Raw genomic sequence first — 18,503 nt, forward strand, 5'->3', positions numbered from 1 at the left:
TTATCCTTGACCTTGAAGGAGAGCTTGGCCCCACCCTCGCTCTGTGTTTATAAGGCACAGAGTCACGTTCGGCGTAACGCCTTGCTCAGTGGAACCCTGACCATCCACAGTAATCGGCGTGGCCGGTGAGGACGTAGGCGAGACAAAGTCAGGAAAGGCCGTAGATCCGAGAGCCATTTTGCCCAAGACCCTTGTTACCCCCGAATCGAACTGTCCACCGCCAAACCGTATAGCGCAAGTCTACCCTGCCGACTACTCGGGCCTTAGTCCTCAAAGAGGGCCAGAGCGTTCTCATAGGAGACCGCACGCACCAGAGGAGCCAGATACTCCTTGTCATCAGGTATGATACCTTGGGCGGCCCAGTCGCCCAAGAGCCCGCAGAGCACCCTGCGGAAGAGTTCATGCCTGGGGAAGGACAGGAAGCTGCGAGAGTCCGTGGTCATTCCTACCGCATTGCCCAGGAGTGAGGTTTCAGCCAGAACTTCGAGCTGCCGACGCATCCCGGTGACGGTGTCGTTGAACCACCAGGCATTGCCCAACTGAAGCTGGCCCCTGTCATCGCCTCCAAAGCAGCCTAAATCAGTGGCTATGGCCATGTAGTCGTTGGGATTGAGGGAATAGACGATGGTTCTGGGCAAAATGTTCGAACTCTGCGCCTGGTCAAGAAGGGCGGCAAGGGGGGCGGCAACCGAGTTGTCAGCCATGGAATCGTAACCCGTGTCGGCTCCAAGCTTCTGGAAAGCCGTCGAGTTGTTGTTGCGACTGGCCTGAAGGTGCAGCTGCATGGTCCAGCCCTTATCCTTGTAGATTCGCATCAGTTCAAGAAGGATGGCCGCACGATATTGGGCCTGTTCCTGCCTGTCCAGGCCTAGTCCGGCCTTGGCCTTGCTGAAAATGGCATCCAGGTTCTCAGCAGTCGCCGGAGCGAACTCAACCACATCGACAGCATGGTCGGAGAGTCTGGAACCATGCCGGTGGAAGTAATCCACCCGATCACGCAGAGCGTCGACAAGCCCGCTGAAGTCATTGATCGGCTTGCCACAGACCGACTCCATTGTGCCAATCCAATCGCCATACCCTTCGGCGGTCGGATTCAGGGCCGCATCAGGACGGAAGGCGGGAACCATCCTAAAGGGCTCCCCCTCCTTGGCGAATCGATCGTGGTACTCCAGATTATCCTCAGGGGAATCCGTGGTGCAGACAATCTTGACATTCATGCGACGCAGAAGTGCTCTTCGCGAGAAGTCCGGGGTGGCCAGCTCTTCATTCGTCTGGTCAAAGATGGATTTTGCGGTCTTGGTGGTCAGAGGTTCGGAGATGCCGAAGTACCGCTGCAGCTCCATGTGCGTCCACAGATAGACCGGGCTGCCCACAGCCTGTTCCATGGTCTGTGCATAAGCCATAAATTTGTCCCTGGGGTCACCGTCCCCGGTGATCAGCCGTTCCGGAACGCCATTGGCCCTCTCCAACCGCCATTTATAATGGTCTCCATAATTGTGGCCATCCGTCAGCCAAGCATCGACAATATTATCGAAGTTGGGATCCTCATAGATCTCCTTGGCGTGCAGATGGCAATGATAATCCACCAGAGGAAGATTCTCAGCTACGTCATGGAACAACTCCCGAGACAACTGCGTCCCGAGAAGAAAATCGTCATCCAGGAAAGCCACTACAAACTCCTTAGTCGAAAACAGCAAGTTCGGCATTCGAATTTCCGCGATGCTCAAAATCCTCCTGTACAGACCAACGGACAGGCGAAACAGTCACACGATCGGAACTCACATATGCTATTGGTCAGCCTATGCACGCCTGAAAAGGGACGGTCTTGATGTTGCCATGATTTGCCGGAACCTTACCTGTCAGGAATCCGACGTAGCCTTACCCGTGCTTTCCCTGACGATCAGGTGGGAGGGAATCGTGATGCTCTGCGCCGGATTAGTTCGGCCATTCAGCCGATCCAGAAGGATGCCGGCTGCTGTCTTTCCCAGTTTCGGCGGGGTGTTACCCACGCTGGACAATGGCGGATCACTTACCTGTGCCATAGTGTCGTTGTCGAATCCAATGATCACATAGTCGTCCGGACAGCGAATACCCTGACGACGCATAGCAGCCATGAAGCCCAAGGCCATCAGGTCATTGTGAGCAATGACGGCGCCCGTAGGATCATTCAGATACTGCTTCGCCAAGGCATACCCACCGACGAAAGTTGGAAGACCCGGCCAAATTCGTCTAACAGTCACTCCGCGCTTACGGAACTCTTCGTAAGTGTGATTCCACCTGACTCCCACCGACCATGACGCAGAAGGGCCATCGAGATAGGTCACTCGTGAAAAACCCATGGAAACCAACAGTTCAGCGGCCTGGCGGATACCAGTGCCAATATCGATGACCACACTGGGCACCCCACGCACAGTCCGGTTGACCACGACGATGGGCCTGGTCTGAGCGCACTTGCGGATCATGGCATCAGGCATTCTCGATGAGGTCAGAATTACCCCGTCCACATAGGCGGCGATCTTGTTGAAGGCCGCCCGCTCCCTACTGGCACTTTCCTCTGATTCCGCGACGATAAGGGCAAATCCAGCCAGATTGAACTCGTGTTGTACGGAACGGATGATGTCGGAGAAGAACTGATTGGTGATGTCCGGAACGATAATGGCGATCATGCCCTGCAGCGTCCTGGACGGAACCGTATCGACCGGCTCCGTATAGTACCCCAGTGCGTCGGCTGCGGCGAATATCCGCTTGGACGTGGCCGCACTGACCCTATCAGGCCGAGCGAATGCTCTTGATACCGTGGAGGGGGAGACGTCGGCCATGTCAGCCACCTCTCTGATTGTCACACGCCTGGAACGGTCATGACCGCTCATGGCCGAGATTCCTTCTCTGCCTCGTTTCGGCCCAAAGGCTTGCTCGACCTGGCACCCGTGCTCTGTCTGATGACCAGACGGGCTGGAACCGTCGGGGCTACAGACAGGTCGGTTCCGGAAAGACGCCGCATAAGGAGGTCGGCAGCCCCCCGCCCAAGGACTGAAAGGGACATATGAATGGTGGTCAGAGGCGGACTGCTCACCATGGACATGGTGTCGTTGTCAAACCCGATGACGGAGATATCACGAGGGCACTCGCAACCAAGCCGTCTGAGGGCTACGATCAGGCCGATTGCCATCAGATCATTATGGGCGATGACCGCACCTGTGGGGTCGTCCATATACTTCTCTGCGAAGGAATAGCCTCCGTAAAAGGTAGGAGCGCAAGGCAGCGAACGCTTGACGCTCATCCCCTTGGCGTCGCATTCATTGAAGATATGCCGCCACCGGATACCTCCTGACCATGAGGCTGCCGGACCATCCAAATAGGTGAGACTCCGATAGCCCAATGAGTACAGGTAGTCGACCGCTTGGCAGGCCCCCTTGGCCACGTCGATGCTAATGCTGGATACACCCCTGACGTCACGGTTGACGCTGACCAGGGGACGCAGCTGGGCGCACTTGCGGATCATGGCATCGGGCATCCTTGGGGAGACCAGGATGATTCCCGAGACCACGGGGGCGACCGTATCGACGATTGTTCGCTCCCTGGTGATGGACTCCCGGGTATCAAGAATCAGGGTTTCAAAGCGGAAGCGCTCACACTCGTCCTGGATGCTGCGAATGACGCCGGTGAAAAACTGATTGCCCAAGTCGGGCACAATGACCGCAACCAGCCCCCTGCCCTGCGAACCTGACCGACTGTCGACGATATCGCTGTGATAGCCCAGTGCATCAGCGACCTTCTGAACCATTCGAGCCGTCGAAATACTGACCCGATCCGGGCGCGAGAAGGTACGCGAGACCGTTGAAGGTGACACTCCAGCCTGGCGAGCCACATCATATATGGTGATACGGCGGTTGTCCGTGGAGGAATCACTACCCGAATCTGCTTCGGTCTTCATCTATATGTATCAGCCTTCCTTCGTATGCCCCATATCGCATGAAATGCACGCCAACAGCGCCGAGCACTCCTAACATCCAAGTATAAGTGACTCCCCGGTCCCACAGCAGCCGACAGCAGTTTGATGAGAAACAAATTGCAACTCCGAAAGCATACGGGCACTGACTTGGTAGGTTCGGAAGCAGGATGGGCAAGCGTTTACGCCTGGTCTCCGCGATATGTTTTTTGATAAAGGAAGGCACTGATGCTTCACCTTAGTGACGATATACATAATGAGTCCGCAGCCTGGCAGAAGGCTGGCGTGACTCTGCCAACCTACGACATCGAAGCCATGCGCCAGGCCACCAAGCGCTCACCTACCTGGGTCCACTTCGGGGCCGGCAATCTCTTCAGGGCAGTTCACGCCCCCATTGCCCAAAAACTTCTGGATTCCAGCGCCACCGACCGAGGCATATTGGTGGCCGAATCCTTCGACCCCGCTATCGTCGATCAGGCCTATACCCCCTTCGACGACCGCTATCTTCAGGTCATCCTGAAAGCGGACGGATCCATGAAAGCCTCCCTGGTCGCCTCAGTTGCGGGCGCCTACCCGCTGGGCGAGGATCCGAAACCCTTGCGTGATCTGAGGCTGGTCTTCCGCAATCCCAGCCTGCAGATGGTTACCACGACCATCACCGAGAAAGGCTATGCCCTGGTCGACTCCCAAGGCCGGCCGCTGCCGTGGATCGCTCCGGAATTCGAGGGCGGACCCGACAAAGCCAAGAGCGCCATCGCAGTCATCACGGCCCTCCTGCTGGAGCGCTACCAGGCCGGTGCCCTTCCACTGGCCCTGGTCAGCACCGACAACTTCTCACGAAACGGTGAGCGGTTCGGCCAAGCCGTCAGACAGATGGCTGACGAATGGATAGGAAGGGGCCTGGCCGAAAAAGGCTTCGGCGACTACCTCAGAGACAAGAACAAAATCACCTTCCCGCTGACCATGATCGACAGAATCACTCCCAACCCTGACAAGGAGGTGGGTCGTCGCCTCAAGGCTCTGGGCATCGCCGATGCGGAACCTTTCCGGACCAGAGGCGGAACCGCTATGGCCCCCTATACCAACACCGAGGAAACCTGGTATTGGGTGGTCGAGGACGACTTCCCTGCAGGACGCCCGCCTCTGGAGAAGGCAGGAGTCTACATGGCCGACAAGGATACGGTCAACGCCGCCGACCAGATGAAGGTCACCACCTGCCTGAACCCCCTGCACACGGCCCTGGCCGTCTTCGGGATGCTCCTAGGGTATCCGACCATGTCAAAGACCATCGCCGACCCGGACCTCAAGGCCTTGGTCACCCGCCTGGGGTATGTGGAAGGACTGCCTGTGGTCGAGGACCCGGGCATCTTCTCCCCCAAGGAGTTCCTCCGCCAGGTCATCGAGATCAGGGTTCCCAATCCTGGTCTGCCCGATACACCGGCGCGTATTTGCGCCGACACCTCCCAGAAGATTCCGGTCAGATACGGAATCACCATCAGCAAGTACATCCAAGCCAAGGACCTTGACACCGCCGATCTGGAAGCCATCCCACTGATTATCGCCGCCTGGCTGCGGCTGCTGATCGGTTCGGACGGCGATGGAACCGACGATGCCGGACGGCCGGTCAAGCTGAGCCCGGACCCGCGCCTGGAGGAGCTTCAGCGGATTCTGGTTGACATCCCACTCAATGGGTCAGCCAAGAAGGAGACTCTGACGACAACCATCAAGTCCATCCTGGCCGATACCTCCATCTTCGGAACCGATCTGAACGCCACCCCGCTGGCCGACAAAATCGAGACCTTCCTGACCGCCATGTGCCAGGGCAATGGCGCTGTAGCGAGCACCCTTCACAAGGCTGCAAGCGCCTGGTGACATCGGTATCTACTGACTGGACAAGGCAGGCAACAATCAGGTCCGCCCGATTCGAATATCGAATATAAGGAGAGAGCATTATGCACATGGGATTCCGCTGGTACGGCCAGGGCAACGACACCATCAGCCTGGATGATATTCGTCAGATTCCGGGGGTGGAGACCATTGTCTGGTCCCTGCACCATAAACAGGCCGGCGAGGTTTGGCAGCCGGATGAAATCGAAGATGCCATGGCCACAATCACCGAGCTGTCTGCCAGGGATCGGGCGGCAGGCATAACCAAGACCTTCAACGCCGATGTGGTTGAGTCTGTCAACGTCCACGAGTCCATTAAGACCGGTTCGACAGTCCTCGGGATCAGCCGGGACCAGGCCATTGACGCCTACATCGAGACCGTAGCCAACCTGGGCAAGGCCGGGGTCAAAGTCGTCACCTACAATTTCATGCCGGTCTTCGACTGGCTGCGCACGGAGATGTTCCACCCCTGCCCAGACGGGTCCACCGCCCTCTACTACAACCAGCACCAGGTGGACCAGCTCAGTCCGCAGGGAATCATCGACGAAACCCTGAAGGGGGCCGGATCCCTGACTGTGCCCGGCTGGGAACCTGAACGGCTTGCCCATCTGCCTGAACTGATGGAGGCCTATCAGGGAATGGACCACGAGCAGATGTACGCCAACTACAAGTACTTCCTGGATGCCGTAATCCCCACCTGCGAGCGCTACGGGGTCAAGCTGGCCGTCCACCCCGACGACCCTGCCTTCGACCTGTTCGGCTGGCCGCGCGTGGTCTCCAGCAAAGAGGGGATCCAACGAGTGCTGGACCTGAATCCCAGCCCCTGCAACGGACTGTGCCTGTGCCTGGGATCCTTCTCATCCAGACGGGGTAACGATGCTGTGGATGCAGTCAAAACCTTCATGGACAGGATCTACTTCAGCCACGTGCGCAACATCCGTTTCACCGACGAGCAGGGCTCATTCTACGAGGTAGGTCACCGCGCAAGCGAGGGCAACGTGGACACCGTCGGCATCATGAAGGCCTACGCCGAGGCCGATTACCAGGGCTACATCCGCCCCGACCACGGACGGCATTTATGGAGCGAGAACACGGAAGCCGGCAGACCACGGCCAGGCTACGGCCTCTATGACCGCGCCATGGGCATCCAGTATCTGCTTGGAGTCTGGGACGCTTACCGCTACAACCGTTGATGAAGCAAAATCAAGTATGGTCCCCTTGTCATGCTCTTTGGCAAGGGGACCCTTTATTCTCTCATTGCCGCCATTTTCGTAGCTTATTGCTTGGTCTCATCTGTCAAGACGAACCTAACCTGAAGGTGAAGCAGAAGGAATCCCAAACAATAAGGAAGTGTCTGATGCCGGTCTGGGTCAATCGCAAACCCGACCTGGCATCAGACACTTATTCAGTTTCCCGTCAGGACCACGCCCGGTGGGAAGTTTTTCAACCTTGGAAAGCCGACATATTGCAAACGCGAGAATCAAATTGCCTTGAAGCAACTGACTCCTCGTCTGCACTGTTGGCTCATGCCAATCGGTCAATCAGGGGCTGGACACCCCGGTCGGCCAAATCGTCCAGGTTCTTCTGTACAGCTTCCGTGAGTCCAGCAATCCTGGTCAGATCATGACCCCAAATGGAAGCATCAGCAAGAATCCGATTGACAAAATCATCCTGACCGGCAGCCTCTCGGAAGGCATCGACGACCTTGGGATCATCCCGAATCTTTACAGCATCACCGGCCTTGCCGCCATAAATCCACAAGAGGCATGACAGCGCCAGGACAATCCGTTCCGGAAGCCCACACCCCTGCTCTACGTTGGCCATAACCAGCGGGAGAAGCCGGGAGACGAATTTGGAGACCGAGTTCAGCCCTATGGAATCCAAGGAATGCTGGACAAAGGGATTGTCGAACCGCTCGCGAACCGCAGCAGCGAAGTTCTCCAGCTCCTCCTTGGGCAGGGTCTGTACGGGGATGATCTCCTCCTCCATCTCACGGGTAATGAAAGAGCGCATGGTCTTATCGCCCATGACCTGTCCTACAGTCCTGAGGCCGGCCAGCCGAGCCACCTGGGCCATGGTGGTATGAGGACCATTGAGCAGATAAACCTTGCGCTCACGGTAGGGCTGTACAGCATCACAGGTCACCAGGTCGATTCCTGCCTTTCGTGCGGGAAGCAGCTCATCAACCTTGCGCTGGGCGGTCTGGTCACCAGATACGACCCAGAGCAGGAAGGGCTCGGCCTTGACCATGTTCTGGTCCTCGTAGCCCAGCTTCCCCCAAAGCTCCTGGGCATCCTCGCGCGGATAGCCTGGGACTATCCGATCCACGAGAGTGGATACAAAAGTGTTCTCCCGATCAACCCATTCGATGAAGTCCTTACCCCACCCGAACCGTTCAGCGACATTTATCAGAGCACGATGCAGGGCCGGACCGTTGTCGGCGATAAGCTCGCAGGGCATAATCAGGTAGCCTGGCATGGACCTATCGAACCTACGCTTGAGCAGATGAGCCAACTTTGCCGGATATCCCGCTGGTGGCTGGTCCGTGACCTTATCCCCATCGTTGACGGCAATGCCTGCTTCGGTGGTATTGGAGATGATGATCTGCGTATCGGGATCATCGGCCAGAGCCAGAAACCCATCCCAGTCCTTGTAGGGGTCGAATGTCTTCCCGATGGAGTCAATCAGCTCATGGCTGCGGACAGACTTTCCATCCTTGAGTCCTTCCAGAATGACTGTATAAAGCCGCTCCTGGTCCTCGAGGACTTGGACTCTGCCGTTTTCAAGAGGCTGGACAACTGCTACGTTCCCCCCGAACAAGCCCTTGTTGTTGAGCTGCTGGACTATCCAATCAACGAATGCTCTGAGGAAATTTCCCTCACCGAACTGGATGATCTTGATGGGTCGTTGAGCTGCCCCTGTACTGGTCAGCCCCAGATGCACTGCCACTGCTTCCTGTAGTCTTTCCACGATGCTTCCCCTTTTCGTGCTCTTGCATCCCGCCCATACGGGAGATCCGGCCGGATCACTGAGCCGGCGACCGATGACCAGCCCTGGACTCAGATACTCAGCCTTGCACCACCTGCCTGGCCTGCGCACAGGCATCAGCAACGGCTTTCCAATCGCCTTGGCGCTGGGCCTGGGACGGTACAGGGAAACTCCCGCCCACAGCAAAGACGTTGGGCAGGTCGATGTATTCACGGGCGTTCCCGAACCCGACTCCTCCGGTGGGCAAGAAGCTCATCTCGGCAAAGGGACCAGAGAGCGCCTTCAAGGTCTTGACGCCGCCGTAAGCCTCGGCTGGGAAGAACTTAGTGAAACGCAGACCAAGATCGTAGGCTTTCTCAATGTCGCTGGGAGTCGCCGTTCCAGGCAAGACCGGTATCCGAGAGCCCAGGCACCAGTCGACCACAGCATCGCTGAATGCCGGGGAAACGATACCCTTGCAACCTGCCTCCACTGCCTGGCGTGCCTGGTCGACCGTGTGCACGGTTCCTGCCACCAGGGTCACCTCAGGCACCTGGTCGTGAATAGCCCGCATCCCGTCCAGGGCGGCAGCCGATCGGAAAGTGACCTCTGCAATGGGCACTCCACCGGAAGCCAGGGCCCTGGCCAGAGGAACCGCTTCCTCGGGTGAATGCAGGGTCACCAGGGGGACCACTTTGATTGTTCTTATCAGATCGATCAATCCAATCCGGTCCTCCGGTACGTCCTTCTTGCCAAACTCGCTCATGCCTGCTTCCTTCTCTTGTGGAATTGAATTTGTTGAATTGAATCCATCGCCTGTCCATGGAGGGCTTCAGATCGTCGCCCGGATAAACCGGCTCAGCCAACCTGTCTGACCATCGCCCGCTGGTGCCCGGCAATAAAATCATTTAACTGGGCCTTGTCGGGCAAGCCTTCATTGTCGGATACCACCTGGGTCTGCATGGCACCAACGGCACACCCGCGCTCCAAGGCTTCGGACATGCGTCGGCCTTCAAGCAGGGCCGACAAGACACCGGCTGCGAAACCGTCGCCGGCACCGACTGTGTCCACCACCGCATCAACCTTGAAACCAGGAACGTAGACACCATCGTGGCCGTCCGTCGCGTAGGCTCCATCGGGTCCGTCCTTGACCACCGCATAACGGGCGCCATTGTCAATGAAGGCCTGGCCGATATCGCGGACATTGTCCAGCCCGAACAGATGCCTGCCCTCGGAAATGCCTGGGAGGACCAAATCAGCCTTGGCGCTCAAGGACAGGAGCGTCTGCTTCATTTGCCTGTCGCTCTTCCAGAGAGCCGGACGTTCGTTGGGATCAAAGGAAACGAAAATCTGATTGGCCCGTGACAGCTCAACCAGCGCTTTGCTGGCTTCCAGGGCACTTTCCGAAAGCGCTGGAAGGATTCCGGTCATATGCATCAGCGAGATTCCGCTGCAATCGATGGCCTTGACATCGGCCGGACCCAAGGCCGAAGCCGCTGATCCCTTACGAAAGTAATAAGTCTTGGGGTCTCCCTGCTCTACCTTGGACTTCATCATAAAGCCAGTGGAACGAGTGGCATCCTTGCCAACCAAGGAGGTGTCCAAGTCGTTCTGCCGCATGAAGTACAGAATCCGTTCGCCTATTGGATCCTGACCTATGCGAGTCATATAGACCGGATGCTGGCCCAATCGCTCCAGGCCAATGGCCACATTGAGCTCCGCACCTGCCACCGAAGCGCTGAAAGATCCGACCTCGCTACAGGGCCCCTCCTCACCTGCAGCGAAGAGCCCCATACCCTCGCCGACCAGGAGGACCTTGCCGGGACGGACGCCGCTGACCGCTATGTCGTGGGAAACCGCCATACCATTCCTTCCATGACCAGGACCGATGGATCCGACAGGTCTGTTTCAACCAGCGACAACGCAGGTGACGGTCCGATTCGTCCATTGATGTTTTCAAGCTATGTGATAGAGCGGTGGCGGAGGAATATGTTGCCAGCTGTTGCTTATCCCGGCATTTTTATGAACGCTTTTTTTAAAAAAAGACCCCCAGATCTTTGCGTCGATCTGAGGGTCGGAAGAAACGGAGCTTGGAGCAGGGGTTACCAGGCCAAATCAATACCCGGGGTGACAGGTTCGGGAATCAGGTGGATGCCAAAGGTGGAATCCACACCTTTCTGGATGGCACGGGCCAGGGCCACCATGTCGTCTGAGCCGGCACCTCCCCGGTTGGTCAAGGCCAGCGTGTGCACGTCAGACAGGGCGGCAGCCGACCCCTGCTCCAAAGCGAATCCCTTATGGAAACCCGAATGATCAATCAGCCAGGCAGCTGAGGTCTTGACCAAAGCCGAGTCTCCGACAGGGTAACGAGGGGCATCCGCCGGCAGGGCATCCGCGGCCTCACGAGTGATGATCGGATTGGTGAAGAAACTCCCGCAGCTGTGGCGGTCAAGCAGCACCCGTTCGCCCCTGGGGCCGTGAAGGTCATCCTGGACCGCCTCCAGAGCCTCTTCCAAGTCGGAGGTTCGACGGCATGATCCCATCCAGTCGGTCAGGTACCTGTATGGATCCTCCAGCATCCCCTTGCCTGCTCTGACGGTCAGGACTGCCTGTCGAATCCGCTCCAGGGGAAAGGTTGCTCCGGGCTCCACGCCCAGGGCCTTGGCAAGCTGGGCCGAACCCACCTGAGCAGCGGACCCATGTCGCAAAACCAGGGTGACCGAAAGGACCACATACCGCGGCGTCGGGAAGAACCGTGCATCGGGCACAGCCGGCGCCTGGTACATGGTCTGCTTGAGCAAGGAGGTCCTGTATCCAAAACCCAAATCCGAGGCCTGTAAATAGGCGGTGACTTTGTCCTGGCGATCCCAGACCTCAACCGAGTCAACCAGACGTCCGACCTCCTGGCCGTAGGCGCCGATGTTCTGGACCACCGAAGCCCCGACAGTACCCGGGATGCCGGATAGGCCCTCCACCCCGATCAAATGCATGCGCACGCAGTAGGAGACCAGGTCATCCCAGTTGGTCCCTGCCGTGGCATTGATGTGAACGACGGGAAGCCCACCCTCAGGCGGAGCCACCTCGTCAGGCACGCTGATGTCCTGACGGGTATCACGCACAACCACGCCGGGGAAATCCTGGTCAGAGGCAAGCAGGTTGGATCCCCCACCGATCAGGCAGAGAGGCAGCCCCTTGGAATCCGTGCCCTCCACAGCCTCGATCATATCCACACGGCTTCGAGGCTGAACGAAGGCGGCCATGCCCCCTCCAACACCCACAGTGGTGATGTCGGCAAAAGTCGGAATGGCGTCTCGGGAGGATACATCAGACATGCAATTCACTGTATCATCGTCCCCTTATGAGGGCCTCTCCCGAGCAGGAACAGGGCGCCGCTGCTACACCAATTGCCTAAATCGAAATACCACCTGTCTCCCACGGTGATAATTAATTGGTTGCACTCAGAGAGCGAAGCAAGGCTGCACCCGACCGGCTGCAAAGTCCGGTCTGACCTACTGCTATCAGGTTTTCCTATACCTTTTGCAAGACCCGAGCAGGGCCAGGCGACGATTAGCGGCGATAGATATTACCTATATGCCGGGTCGTTGACTGGCCAGCTACCCGGGGGTTTTATGTGACAAGAGCTTTGGAAAACCGAACATCCAAAGCCCGGTTTCCGGACGAAATGCACCGGAAATACCTGGACACCTGACCGGGCGTCCATAGGACATCCACCAGGAAATGAGCATGCAATGACTAAAGACAGACGAACCCAGTTCCACCAGATAGCCCATGGCCAAGGGAACCGTCCCTGGCTGACCTCCGCCTGGCAGCACCACATCGGGCATGAGTACGGTGCCGAAAACTTTTCCGCAGCAACCCTGGATTTCGTCCGCAAGTGGGATTGGGACTGGGTCAAAATCAATCCGAGGGCCATTTATTATGCCGAGGTCTGGGACGCAGTCTACGACAAGGACCACTATGATTGGCTGGTCCCGCGCACTGTCCGCACAGCCATCCAGGAGGCAGGGGACATCGCCCGTATCGATTACCGCGACCCCGAAACCAACAAGGTCCTCCAAGAACAGGTCCAGGCCGCCAGGGCCATCCGAGACGGTCTGGAGGACCGAGCAGTCATCGACACGGTCTTCTCCCCGCTTTCGGTACTGCTTCAGCTGGCCGATCTCCCCCTCTATCCCGAGGGGCAGGGCTCCGCGCAGGAGAATGGCGGGAGTCTGAACAGACATACGCTGATCTTCGACCAGCCCGAAGCGGCCAAGCGAGCGCTGGACAAGATCGCCCGGACCCTTGCCGACTATGCAACTCTACTAGTCAGCCCCAAGGAGCAGGGCGGGGCCGGTCTGGACGGCATCTTCTTCGCTGAAACCGGCCTGGCCAGCCATGGCTACTTCAACCAGGAACAGCTCGAAGAATGGGCCAAGCCCTATGACCGAGTCGTCATCCAGGCGGTCAGACAGGCCAATTCGGAAGCCCTTGTCCTGGTGCACACCTGCCGGGAGGATGCGCACCCCGAAGAATTTACCGACCTGAATCCTGATTTCCTCCACTGGGACCAGTTCCGCCCGGGCAATCCTGAAATCAGCACCGACTTTCCTGCCGTACCCGTGGGCGGAGCCGACTTCGAACTCTTCAATCCAGGCGGCGATGTGGACCAGATCCGCGAGGAATTGGAGCAGACCATCCAGGCCCGTCAAGGTCACCCCTTCCTCCTGGCGCCCTTATGCACGGTCCCGACGCCCGCTGACGAGGAGGCCCTGCGCGTTCTGAGCGGAACCCGGGCCCCCGAGGAACTCTGAATCCACAACCAACCCACCGACATCAACCGTCAAACCCCAAGGGAGACATCATGGTCATCACATCAAAGCAGCACCATCAGCATCGTGGCACTTGCAGGGCAATGGTTGCCTTCACGATCACCATGGCCATGGCAGGGGCACTGTCGGCCTGCGGATTGGGAGGCGATCAGGGCTCCTCCGCAGGATCGTCGGACCATGTGACCATCGCAGCAATTTACCCTAAGACCGGTCTATACGCCGAGTACGGGAAGATGTTCCAGCAAGGCTTCGACCTGGCCAAGGACCAGATCAACAAGAAGGGCGGGATACAGGGCAAGCGCCTGGACATCGACTACTACGACACCCAATCAGATGCCAAGCAGGATGCCGCCGTCGCCCCCAAGATCGCTGCAGACAAGTCGGTCATCGCCGTTGTGGGCGATTACTCCTCGCCGGCATCCTCGGCTGCATCGCCCATCTTCCAACAGGCTGGACTGGTCCATTACGGCTTCAACAACTCCTCCCCGGTATTCACCAAATCCGGCGATCATGTCTGGACGCCCCAGATATCAGATAAGACCTACCAGGAGGTCAACGCCGTGGCGATATCCAAACGCGCGAAGAAGGTCTCCGTCGTCTATCTGGAAAACGACTGGGGGAAGGAATCATTCCAACACTTCAAAGACGCCGCCGACAAACAGGGGGTGCAGATCATCTACCAGTCCTCCTACCTGCCCGATTCCACTGATCTGACGCCGATTCTGATTCCGGCCAAGAACGCTGGCCCTGATGCCGTGGTGGACATCGGCTATGGACCAGACGGAGCGCTGGTTCTCAACACCCTGCGAGACAAGCTGGACTACAAGGGACCCTTCTTCGGAGGCCAGGAGACCAAGGAGTTCCTCTCCTTGACGGGGGCGAACTCCCAAGGAACCATCATCACCGGGAGCTTCTCAGCGACCGGCACCAAGGACCCCAAGGCCAAGGCCTTCGTCAAGAGCTTCGAGGACCGGTACCACATCGTCCCCGGCAACTTCGAAGTCACGGCCTACCAGGCCATCATGGACCTGGCCCACGCGGGTGAAAAGACCAGCCCCACCAGGGAGGGCATTCAGGAGGCACTGACCAAGGTCAAGGACTTCCCGCTCTATCAAGGCCAGGGTGGCACCTTCAAGTTCAATGCCAAAACCAGACGGGCAGATGTGATCCAGCCCATCCTCCTCCAGGTGGACCAGGGCAAATTCAAACAGATTGAGGAGTGAGCAACGATTATGCTCGAGACGCTCTTTCCCGGACTCATCCACGGCGGCGTCTATGCTCTGGCCGCCGTGGGCATGTCCCTGGTCTTCGGGGTAACCAATGTGGCCAACTTTGCACAAGGGTCGCTGGTTGCAGTTGGCATGATGACGGCCTGGTGGGTGGGCTCCTCCCTGGGCTGGGGGCTCATCCCCACCATCCTGGCCGTCGTTCTGGTCACAGGCCTTGTCGGGCTGGTTACCAACCTCCTGGTCATCACCCCACTGGAAGGTCGACAACCAATCGCTGCCCTCCTGGGCACTGTGGGCCTAGGGCAGGTCCTGGATAACGGGATGCAGCTGATCTTCGGGTCTCAGACCAGGCCCTTCCCCCAGCTGCTGCCCACTCACAACCTTCATGCCTTGGGCATCAGCTTCGGCACCTCCGACCTGGTCATGGGTCTGGTCGCCCTGGCCAGCATGGTTGCACTTTGGGCCTTCTTGACCTATGGCAGGGTCGGCCAGGCCATCAGGGCCACCTCCCAGGATTCCCAGGCCGCATTGCAGATGGGGGTGCCCGTCACCTCCATTCGCACCATAGCCTTCGTCATCGGCTCGGTCCTGGCTGGCATCGCCGGAATTTTCATCGGCCTGTTCAAGACGAACATCAACCCCATGGACGGCAGCGCCATCGGCATGACGGCCTTCGTGGCCGCAGCCATCGGTGGGCTGGGCTCCATCCCCGGAGCCATCATCGGCGGCCTGATCCTGGGTTTGGCCGAAGCCGTCGGCGTAGGGCTCTTCGGCGATGGCGTGCATGATCTGATCACCTTCGGCACGCTCCTGCTGGTCCTGATCCTGAAACCATCCGGCTTCCTGGGCCGCAGGGCAGACATGGGCAAGGAGCCCATGACCGGAACCCTCCCAGAGGCAGCCAGACCCATCCGACTGCCGCTTTGGGCCAACCTCGGCCTTGCAGTCGCAGCTCTGGCCACCCCCTTCATTTTCTCCGACCATCTGGCCGGCATCGGGACCCAGATTACCATTTACGCTATCGCCGCGGTGGGCCTGACACTGATCTCAGGATCAGCCGGTCAGACCATCCTGGGACTGGCAGGACCTGTGGCCGTGGGAGCCTACGCCTCGGCGCTGTTGACCATGCGTCTGCATTGGCCCTTCGCCCTCTCCCTGCTGGGTGCGGCCATCATCGCCGCCCTGGCCGCATCCCTGCTGACATTCCCGGTATGGAAGCTCAGTGGTCACTATGTGGCTATCGCCACCATAGGGGTGGGAGCCGTTATGGTCGCCATCATTCGCATCTGGGAACCTCTGACCAGGGGCTCACTAGGCCTGCAGGGCATTCCTCTGCCAACTTTCCTGGGCAAACCGCTCTACACCCAGCAGATGCAGTATCTGTTGGACCTGATCATCCTTCTTCTGGTCCTTGCGGTGACCTCCCGGATCAGGTCCTCACACCTGGGCCACGTCTTCGAAGCCATTGGCGAGGACGGACAGGCAGCCTGGTCCCTGGGGATCAGGACCGGGGCCTACAAGGCGCTGGCCTACGCCCTGGCATGCGGATCAGCAGGTATCGCAGGCGCCCTGCTGGCACATCAGTACACCTACATCGATCCGACCCTCTTCAACCCGACCATGTCGACCCTGATCCTGACCATCATCGTCCTGGGTGGGATGAAGTCTCCGACCGGAGCCGTGATCGGCTCTCTGATCCTGGTAGGGGCCCCTGAACTGCTGCGCATCCTACCCGAGGTGAGAATCATGGCCTACGGACTTGTTCTGATCATCTTCATCATCTGCAGGCCACAGGGTCTGTTCTCAACTAAAAGGAGGGCATGATGACCGACAGCCGACACATTCCCGAGCCTGCAGGCGACAATCCTGATCAGTCTCTGCTCAGCGTGCGCAATCTGGGCAAGAGCTTCCAGGGGCTGCAGGCAGTGGCCGATGTGAACATGGACCTGGCAACCGGCCAGGTGATAGGCATTATCGGCCCCAACGGATCAGGAAAGTCCACGACCATCAACCTGATCTGCGGCTTTCTCAAGCCTGACTCGGGCCGGATCAGTCTGAGGGGACGCACTGTGACCGGCCTACCCGCTACGGACATGGCCGAGCAGGGTGTGTCCCGCACCTTCCAAAACGGCAGGGTCTTTCCGACCATGAGCGTCGAGGAGAATGTGGCCGTAGGATTCCATAAGCGCTTGGAAGCCCGTAGACCCTTTCGACGTCTGGAGCGGTGGCCCATCCTGCGATGGATCCCCCTGTTGGCACAGACCTGGCTGACGCTGGTGCCCGGTCCCGCCTGCCGTAGGGAAGCGGTGGTCGAGCGCAAGGCCGTCCAGTCCGAGATCGACAGATTCAGCGAGCGCCTGGAAGAGCGTCGGACACAGGCCGCCTACACGCTCTCCTATGCCAACCGGCGACGCACCGAGATAGCAAGAGCCCACGTAAGTTCCCCCGACATCCTTGTTTTGGACGAGCCCACTGCAGGTATGAACCAGTCGGAGACGGCCGAGGTGCTGCAACAGCTCCTGGAACTCAAGGCCCAAGGACAGACCATGCTACTGGTCGAGCATAAGATCGACCTGATTGAGGCGCTTTGCGACCAGGTCATCGCCATGGACGGCGGTCGGATCATTGCCTCAGGACCTCCCAGGCAGGTCAGCGCCGATCCCCGCGTCGTCGCCGCATACCTGGGCGACCGCAGACCCCGCAACGATGCCCCCATGAACGGACAGGCGGATGTTCTGGCCCGGCAGAACGCTCTGGCTCCGGCCACCGTTGCAGAAACCAGTCTGAAAGCCAAATCCGAGTTGTCTGACAGCGATGAGGGGAAGCCAAACGCCCAAGGGGGCCGAACCTTGCTCTCCTTGGATGCCATCGATGTAAGCTACGGCCCGGTCAAGGCCTTGGACCATGTCAGCCTTCATGTTCCCCAAGGCGGCATCGTCTGCCTTCTGGGTGGAAACGCTTCGGGCAAGTCAACGACCATGAAGACCATCCTGGGCCTGCTGGCCCCAAGGGAGGGAACCATCCGCTTGGACGGACAGGAAATCACCCACACCCCCACCAAGGATCGGGTCCGTTCCGGAATCGCCTCGGTCCCTGAGGCAAGAAGGGTTTTTGCGGCAATGAGTGTGGAGGAGAACCTACGCATGGGTGCCTTCACCCAAAGGGAACGCAGTCAGATCGGACAGGATCTGGATGCCATATATGAGCGCTTCCCGCGCCTGGCCGAACGCCGTGGACAGCAGGCTGGTACCCTTTCAGGAGGTGAGCAGCAGATGCTGGCTTTCGGCAGGGCCCTGATGAGCCATCCTCGGCTGATATGTATGGACGAACCGACCATGGGCCTCTCGCCCAAGCTGGTCGACCAGGTACTGGAACAGATCGCCGCCCTTCGCGACCAGCTGGGCATCTCCATTCTTCTGGTCGAACAGCAGGCCGAGCTGGCCCTGTCAATCGCCGACTACGGGTACGTGCTACAGAACGGCCTGATCCGTCTGGAAGGACCGGCCCGACAGCTCTTGACTGACGAACGTGTCCGCCAGGCATACCTGGGCAAGGCAACTCCCGATAACGGGCAATAAGGAACACCTATGGAAGGAACCTTGCCCGAGGCCGTGAAAGAAGATTCGATGGTTAGCTAGG

General features: G+C 58.7%; 13 protein-coding genes. 6 read left to right on the top strand and 7 right to left on the bottom strand.

Annotated elements, in window-relative coordinates:
* Positions 1-263 precede the first annotated feature (263 nt).
* The 3 genes from uxaC to ACNAOV_RS07325 form a co-directional block, all read right to left on the bottom strand.
* Positions 264-1,670 carry a glucuronate isomerase gene (gene uxaC, locus ACNAOV_RS07315; RefSeq protein WP_416517181.1) on the bottom strand — a complete coding sequence of 469 codons (1,407 nt, stop codon included), beginning with the start codon at positions 1,668-1,670 and terminating at the stop codon, positions 264-266.
* 189 nt (positions 1,671-1,859) lie between these two features.
* Positions 1,860-2,870, bottom strand: coding sequence for a LacI family DNA-binding transcriptional regulator (locus ACNAOV_RS07320; RefSeq protein WP_416517182.1), 1,011 nt, complete (start codon positions 2,868-2,870; stop codon positions 1,860-1,862).
* Positions 2,867-3,934, bottom strand: a complete 1,068-nt coding sequence (locus tag ACNAOV_RS07325) for a LacI family DNA-binding transcriptional regulator (RefSeq protein WP_416517183.1) — start codon at positions 3,932-3,934, stop codon at positions 2,867-2,869. The genes ACNAOV_RS07320 and ACNAOV_RS07325 overlap by 4 nt, the downstream gene beginning before the upstream one ends.
* 243 nt (positions 3,935-4,177) lie before the next feature.
* Between ACNAOV_RS07325 and ACNAOV_RS07330 the strand changes: the two genes are divergently transcribed.
* Together ACNAOV_RS07330 and ACNAOV_RS07335 are read left to right on the top strand one after the other, a co-directional pair.
* Positions 4,178-5,821, top strand: coding sequence for a mannitol dehydrogenase family protein (locus ACNAOV_RS07330; protein WP_416517184.1), 1,644 nt, complete (start codon positions 4,178-4,180; stop codon positions 5,819-5,821).
* A gap of 80 nt (positions 5,822-5,901) precedes the next feature.
* Positions 5,902-7,029, top strand: a complete 1,128-nt coding sequence (locus ACNAOV_RS07335; protein ID WP_198203299.1) for a mannonate dehydratase — start codon at positions 5,902-5,904, stop codon at positions 7,027-7,029.
* 331 nt (positions 7,030-7,360) lie between these two features.
* Here ACNAOV_RS07335 and ACNAOV_RS07340 read toward each other — a convergent pair whose 3' ends face one another.
* The 4 genes from ACNAOV_RS07340 to ACNAOV_RS07355 all read right to left on the bottom strand — a co-directional run bounded on the left by ACNAOV_RS07340 (position 7,361) and on the right by ACNAOV_RS07355 (position 12,135).
* On the bottom strand, positions 7,361-8,806 hold the full coding sequence (locus ACNAOV_RS07340; RefSeq protein WP_416517185.1) for a tagaturonate reductase: 1,446 nt from the start codon (positions 8,804-8,806) through the stop codon (positions 7,361-7,363).
* Between the two features lie 97 nt (positions 8,807-8,903).
* Positions 8,904-9,569: a bifunctional 4-hydroxy-2-oxoglutarate aldolase/2-dehydro-3-deoxy-phosphogluconate aldolase gene (gene eda, locus ACNAOV_RS07345; RefSeq protein ID WP_416517186.1), complete on the bottom strand. Its 666-nt coding sequence runs from the start codon at positions 9,567-9,569 to the stop codon at positions 8,904-8,906.
* Positions 9,570-9,661: 92 nt separating this feature from the next.
* Positions 9,662-10,666, bottom strand: coding sequence for a sugar kinase (locus tag ACNAOV_RS07350; protein ID WP_416517187.1), 1,005 nt, complete (start codon positions 10,664-10,666; stop codon positions 9,662-9,664).
* A 239-nt stretch (positions 10,667-10,905) separates the two neighbouring features.
* A complete protein-coding gene (locus ACNAOV_RS07355; protein ID WP_416517188.1) occupies positions 10,906-12,135 on the bottom strand; it encodes an FAD-binding protein in 1,230 nt (409 codons plus the stop codon).
* A 417-nt stretch (positions 12,136-12,552) separates the two neighbouring features.
* Between ACNAOV_RS07355 and ACNAOV_RS07360 the strand changes: the two genes are divergently transcribed.
* Genes ACNAOV_RS07360 through ACNAOV_RS07375 form a run of 4 tightly spaced genes read left to right on the top strand, consistent with a single transcriptional unit; the run spans position 12,553 to position 18,442 of the window.
* On the top strand, positions 12,553-13,617 hold the full coding sequence (locus tag ACNAOV_RS07360; RefSeq protein WP_416517189.1) for a uroporphyrinogen decarboxylase family protein: 1,065 nt from the start codon (positions 12,553-12,555) through the stop codon (positions 13,615-13,617).
* Positions 13,618-13,667: 50 nt separating this feature from the next.
* Positions 13,668-14,858, top strand: a complete 1,191-nt coding sequence (locus ACNAOV_RS07365; RefSeq protein WP_416517190.1) for an ABC transporter substrate-binding protein — start codon at positions 13,668-13,670, stop codon at positions 14,856-14,858.
* Between the two features lie 9 nt (positions 14,859-14,867).
* Complete coding sequence (locus tag ACNAOV_RS07370) at positions 14,868-16,688, top strand: ABC transporter permease (RefSeq protein ID WP_416517191.1); 1,821 nt, start codon at positions 14,868-14,870, stop codon at positions 16,686-16,688.
* A complete protein-coding gene (locus ACNAOV_RS07375) occupies positions 16,685-18,442 on the top strand; it encodes an ATP-binding cassette domain-containing protein (RefSeq protein ID WP_416517192.1) in 1,758 nt (585 codons plus the stop codon). The genes ACNAOV_RS07370 and ACNAOV_RS07375 overlap by 4 nt, the downstream gene beginning before the upstream one ends.
* The last annotated feature ends 61 nt before the right edge of the window (positions 18,443-18,503 follow it).

The sequence above is a fragment of the Bifidobacterium asteroides genome (assembly GCF_048001765.1).
GTDB classification, from domain to species: domain Bacteria; phylum Actinomycetota; class Actinomycetes; order Actinomycetales; family Bifidobacteriaceae; genus Bombiscardovia; species Bombiscardovia asteroides_K.

Bases quoted from the DNA above. Each gene is read 5' to 3' on its own strand.
- ACNAOV_RS07335 (WP_198203299.1), top strand. From the start codon at position 5,902: ATGCACATGGGATTCCGCTGGTACGGCCAGGGCAACGACACCATCAGC.
- ACNAOV_RS07370 (WP_416517191.1), top strand. From the start codon at position 14,868: ATGCTCGAGACGCTCTTTCCCGGACTCATCCACGGCGGCGTCTATGCT.
- ACNAOV_RS07350 (WP_416517187.1), bottom strand. From the start codon at position 10,666: ATGGCGGTTTCCCACGACATAGCGGTCAGCGGCGTCCGTCCCGGCAAG.
- ACNAOV_RS07355 (WP_416517188.1), bottom strand. From the start codon at position 12,135: ATGTCTGATGTATCCTCCCGAGACGCCATTCCGACTTTTGCCGACATC.
- ACNAOV_RS07365 (WP_416517190.1), top strand. From the start codon at position 13,668: ATGGTCATCACATCAAAGCAGCACCATCAGCATCGTGGCACTTGCAGG.
- ACNAOV_RS07375 (WP_416517192.1), top strand. From the start codon at position 16,685: ATGATGACCGACAGCCGACACATTCCCGAGCCTGCAGGCGACAATCCT.
- ACNAOV_RS07330 (WP_416517184.1), top strand. From the start codon at position 4,178: ATGCTTCACCTTAGTGACGATATACATAATGAGTCCGCAGCCTGGCAG.
- ACNAOV_RS07360 (WP_416517189.1), top strand. From the start codon at position 12,553: ATGACTAAAGACAGACGAACCCAGTTCCACCAGATAGCCCATGGCCAA.
- eda (WP_416517186.1), bottom strand. From the start codon at position 9,569: ATGAGCGAGTTTGGCAAGAAGGACGTACCGGAGGACCGGATTGGATTG.
- ACNAOV_RS07320 (WP_416517182.1), bottom strand. From the start codon at position 2,870: ATGAGCGGTCATGACCGTTCCAGGCGTGTGACAATCAGAGAGGTGGCT.
- ACNAOV_RS07325 (WP_416517183.1), bottom strand. From the start codon at position 3,934: ATGAAGACCGAAGCAGATTCGGGTAGTGATTCCTCCACGGACAACCGC.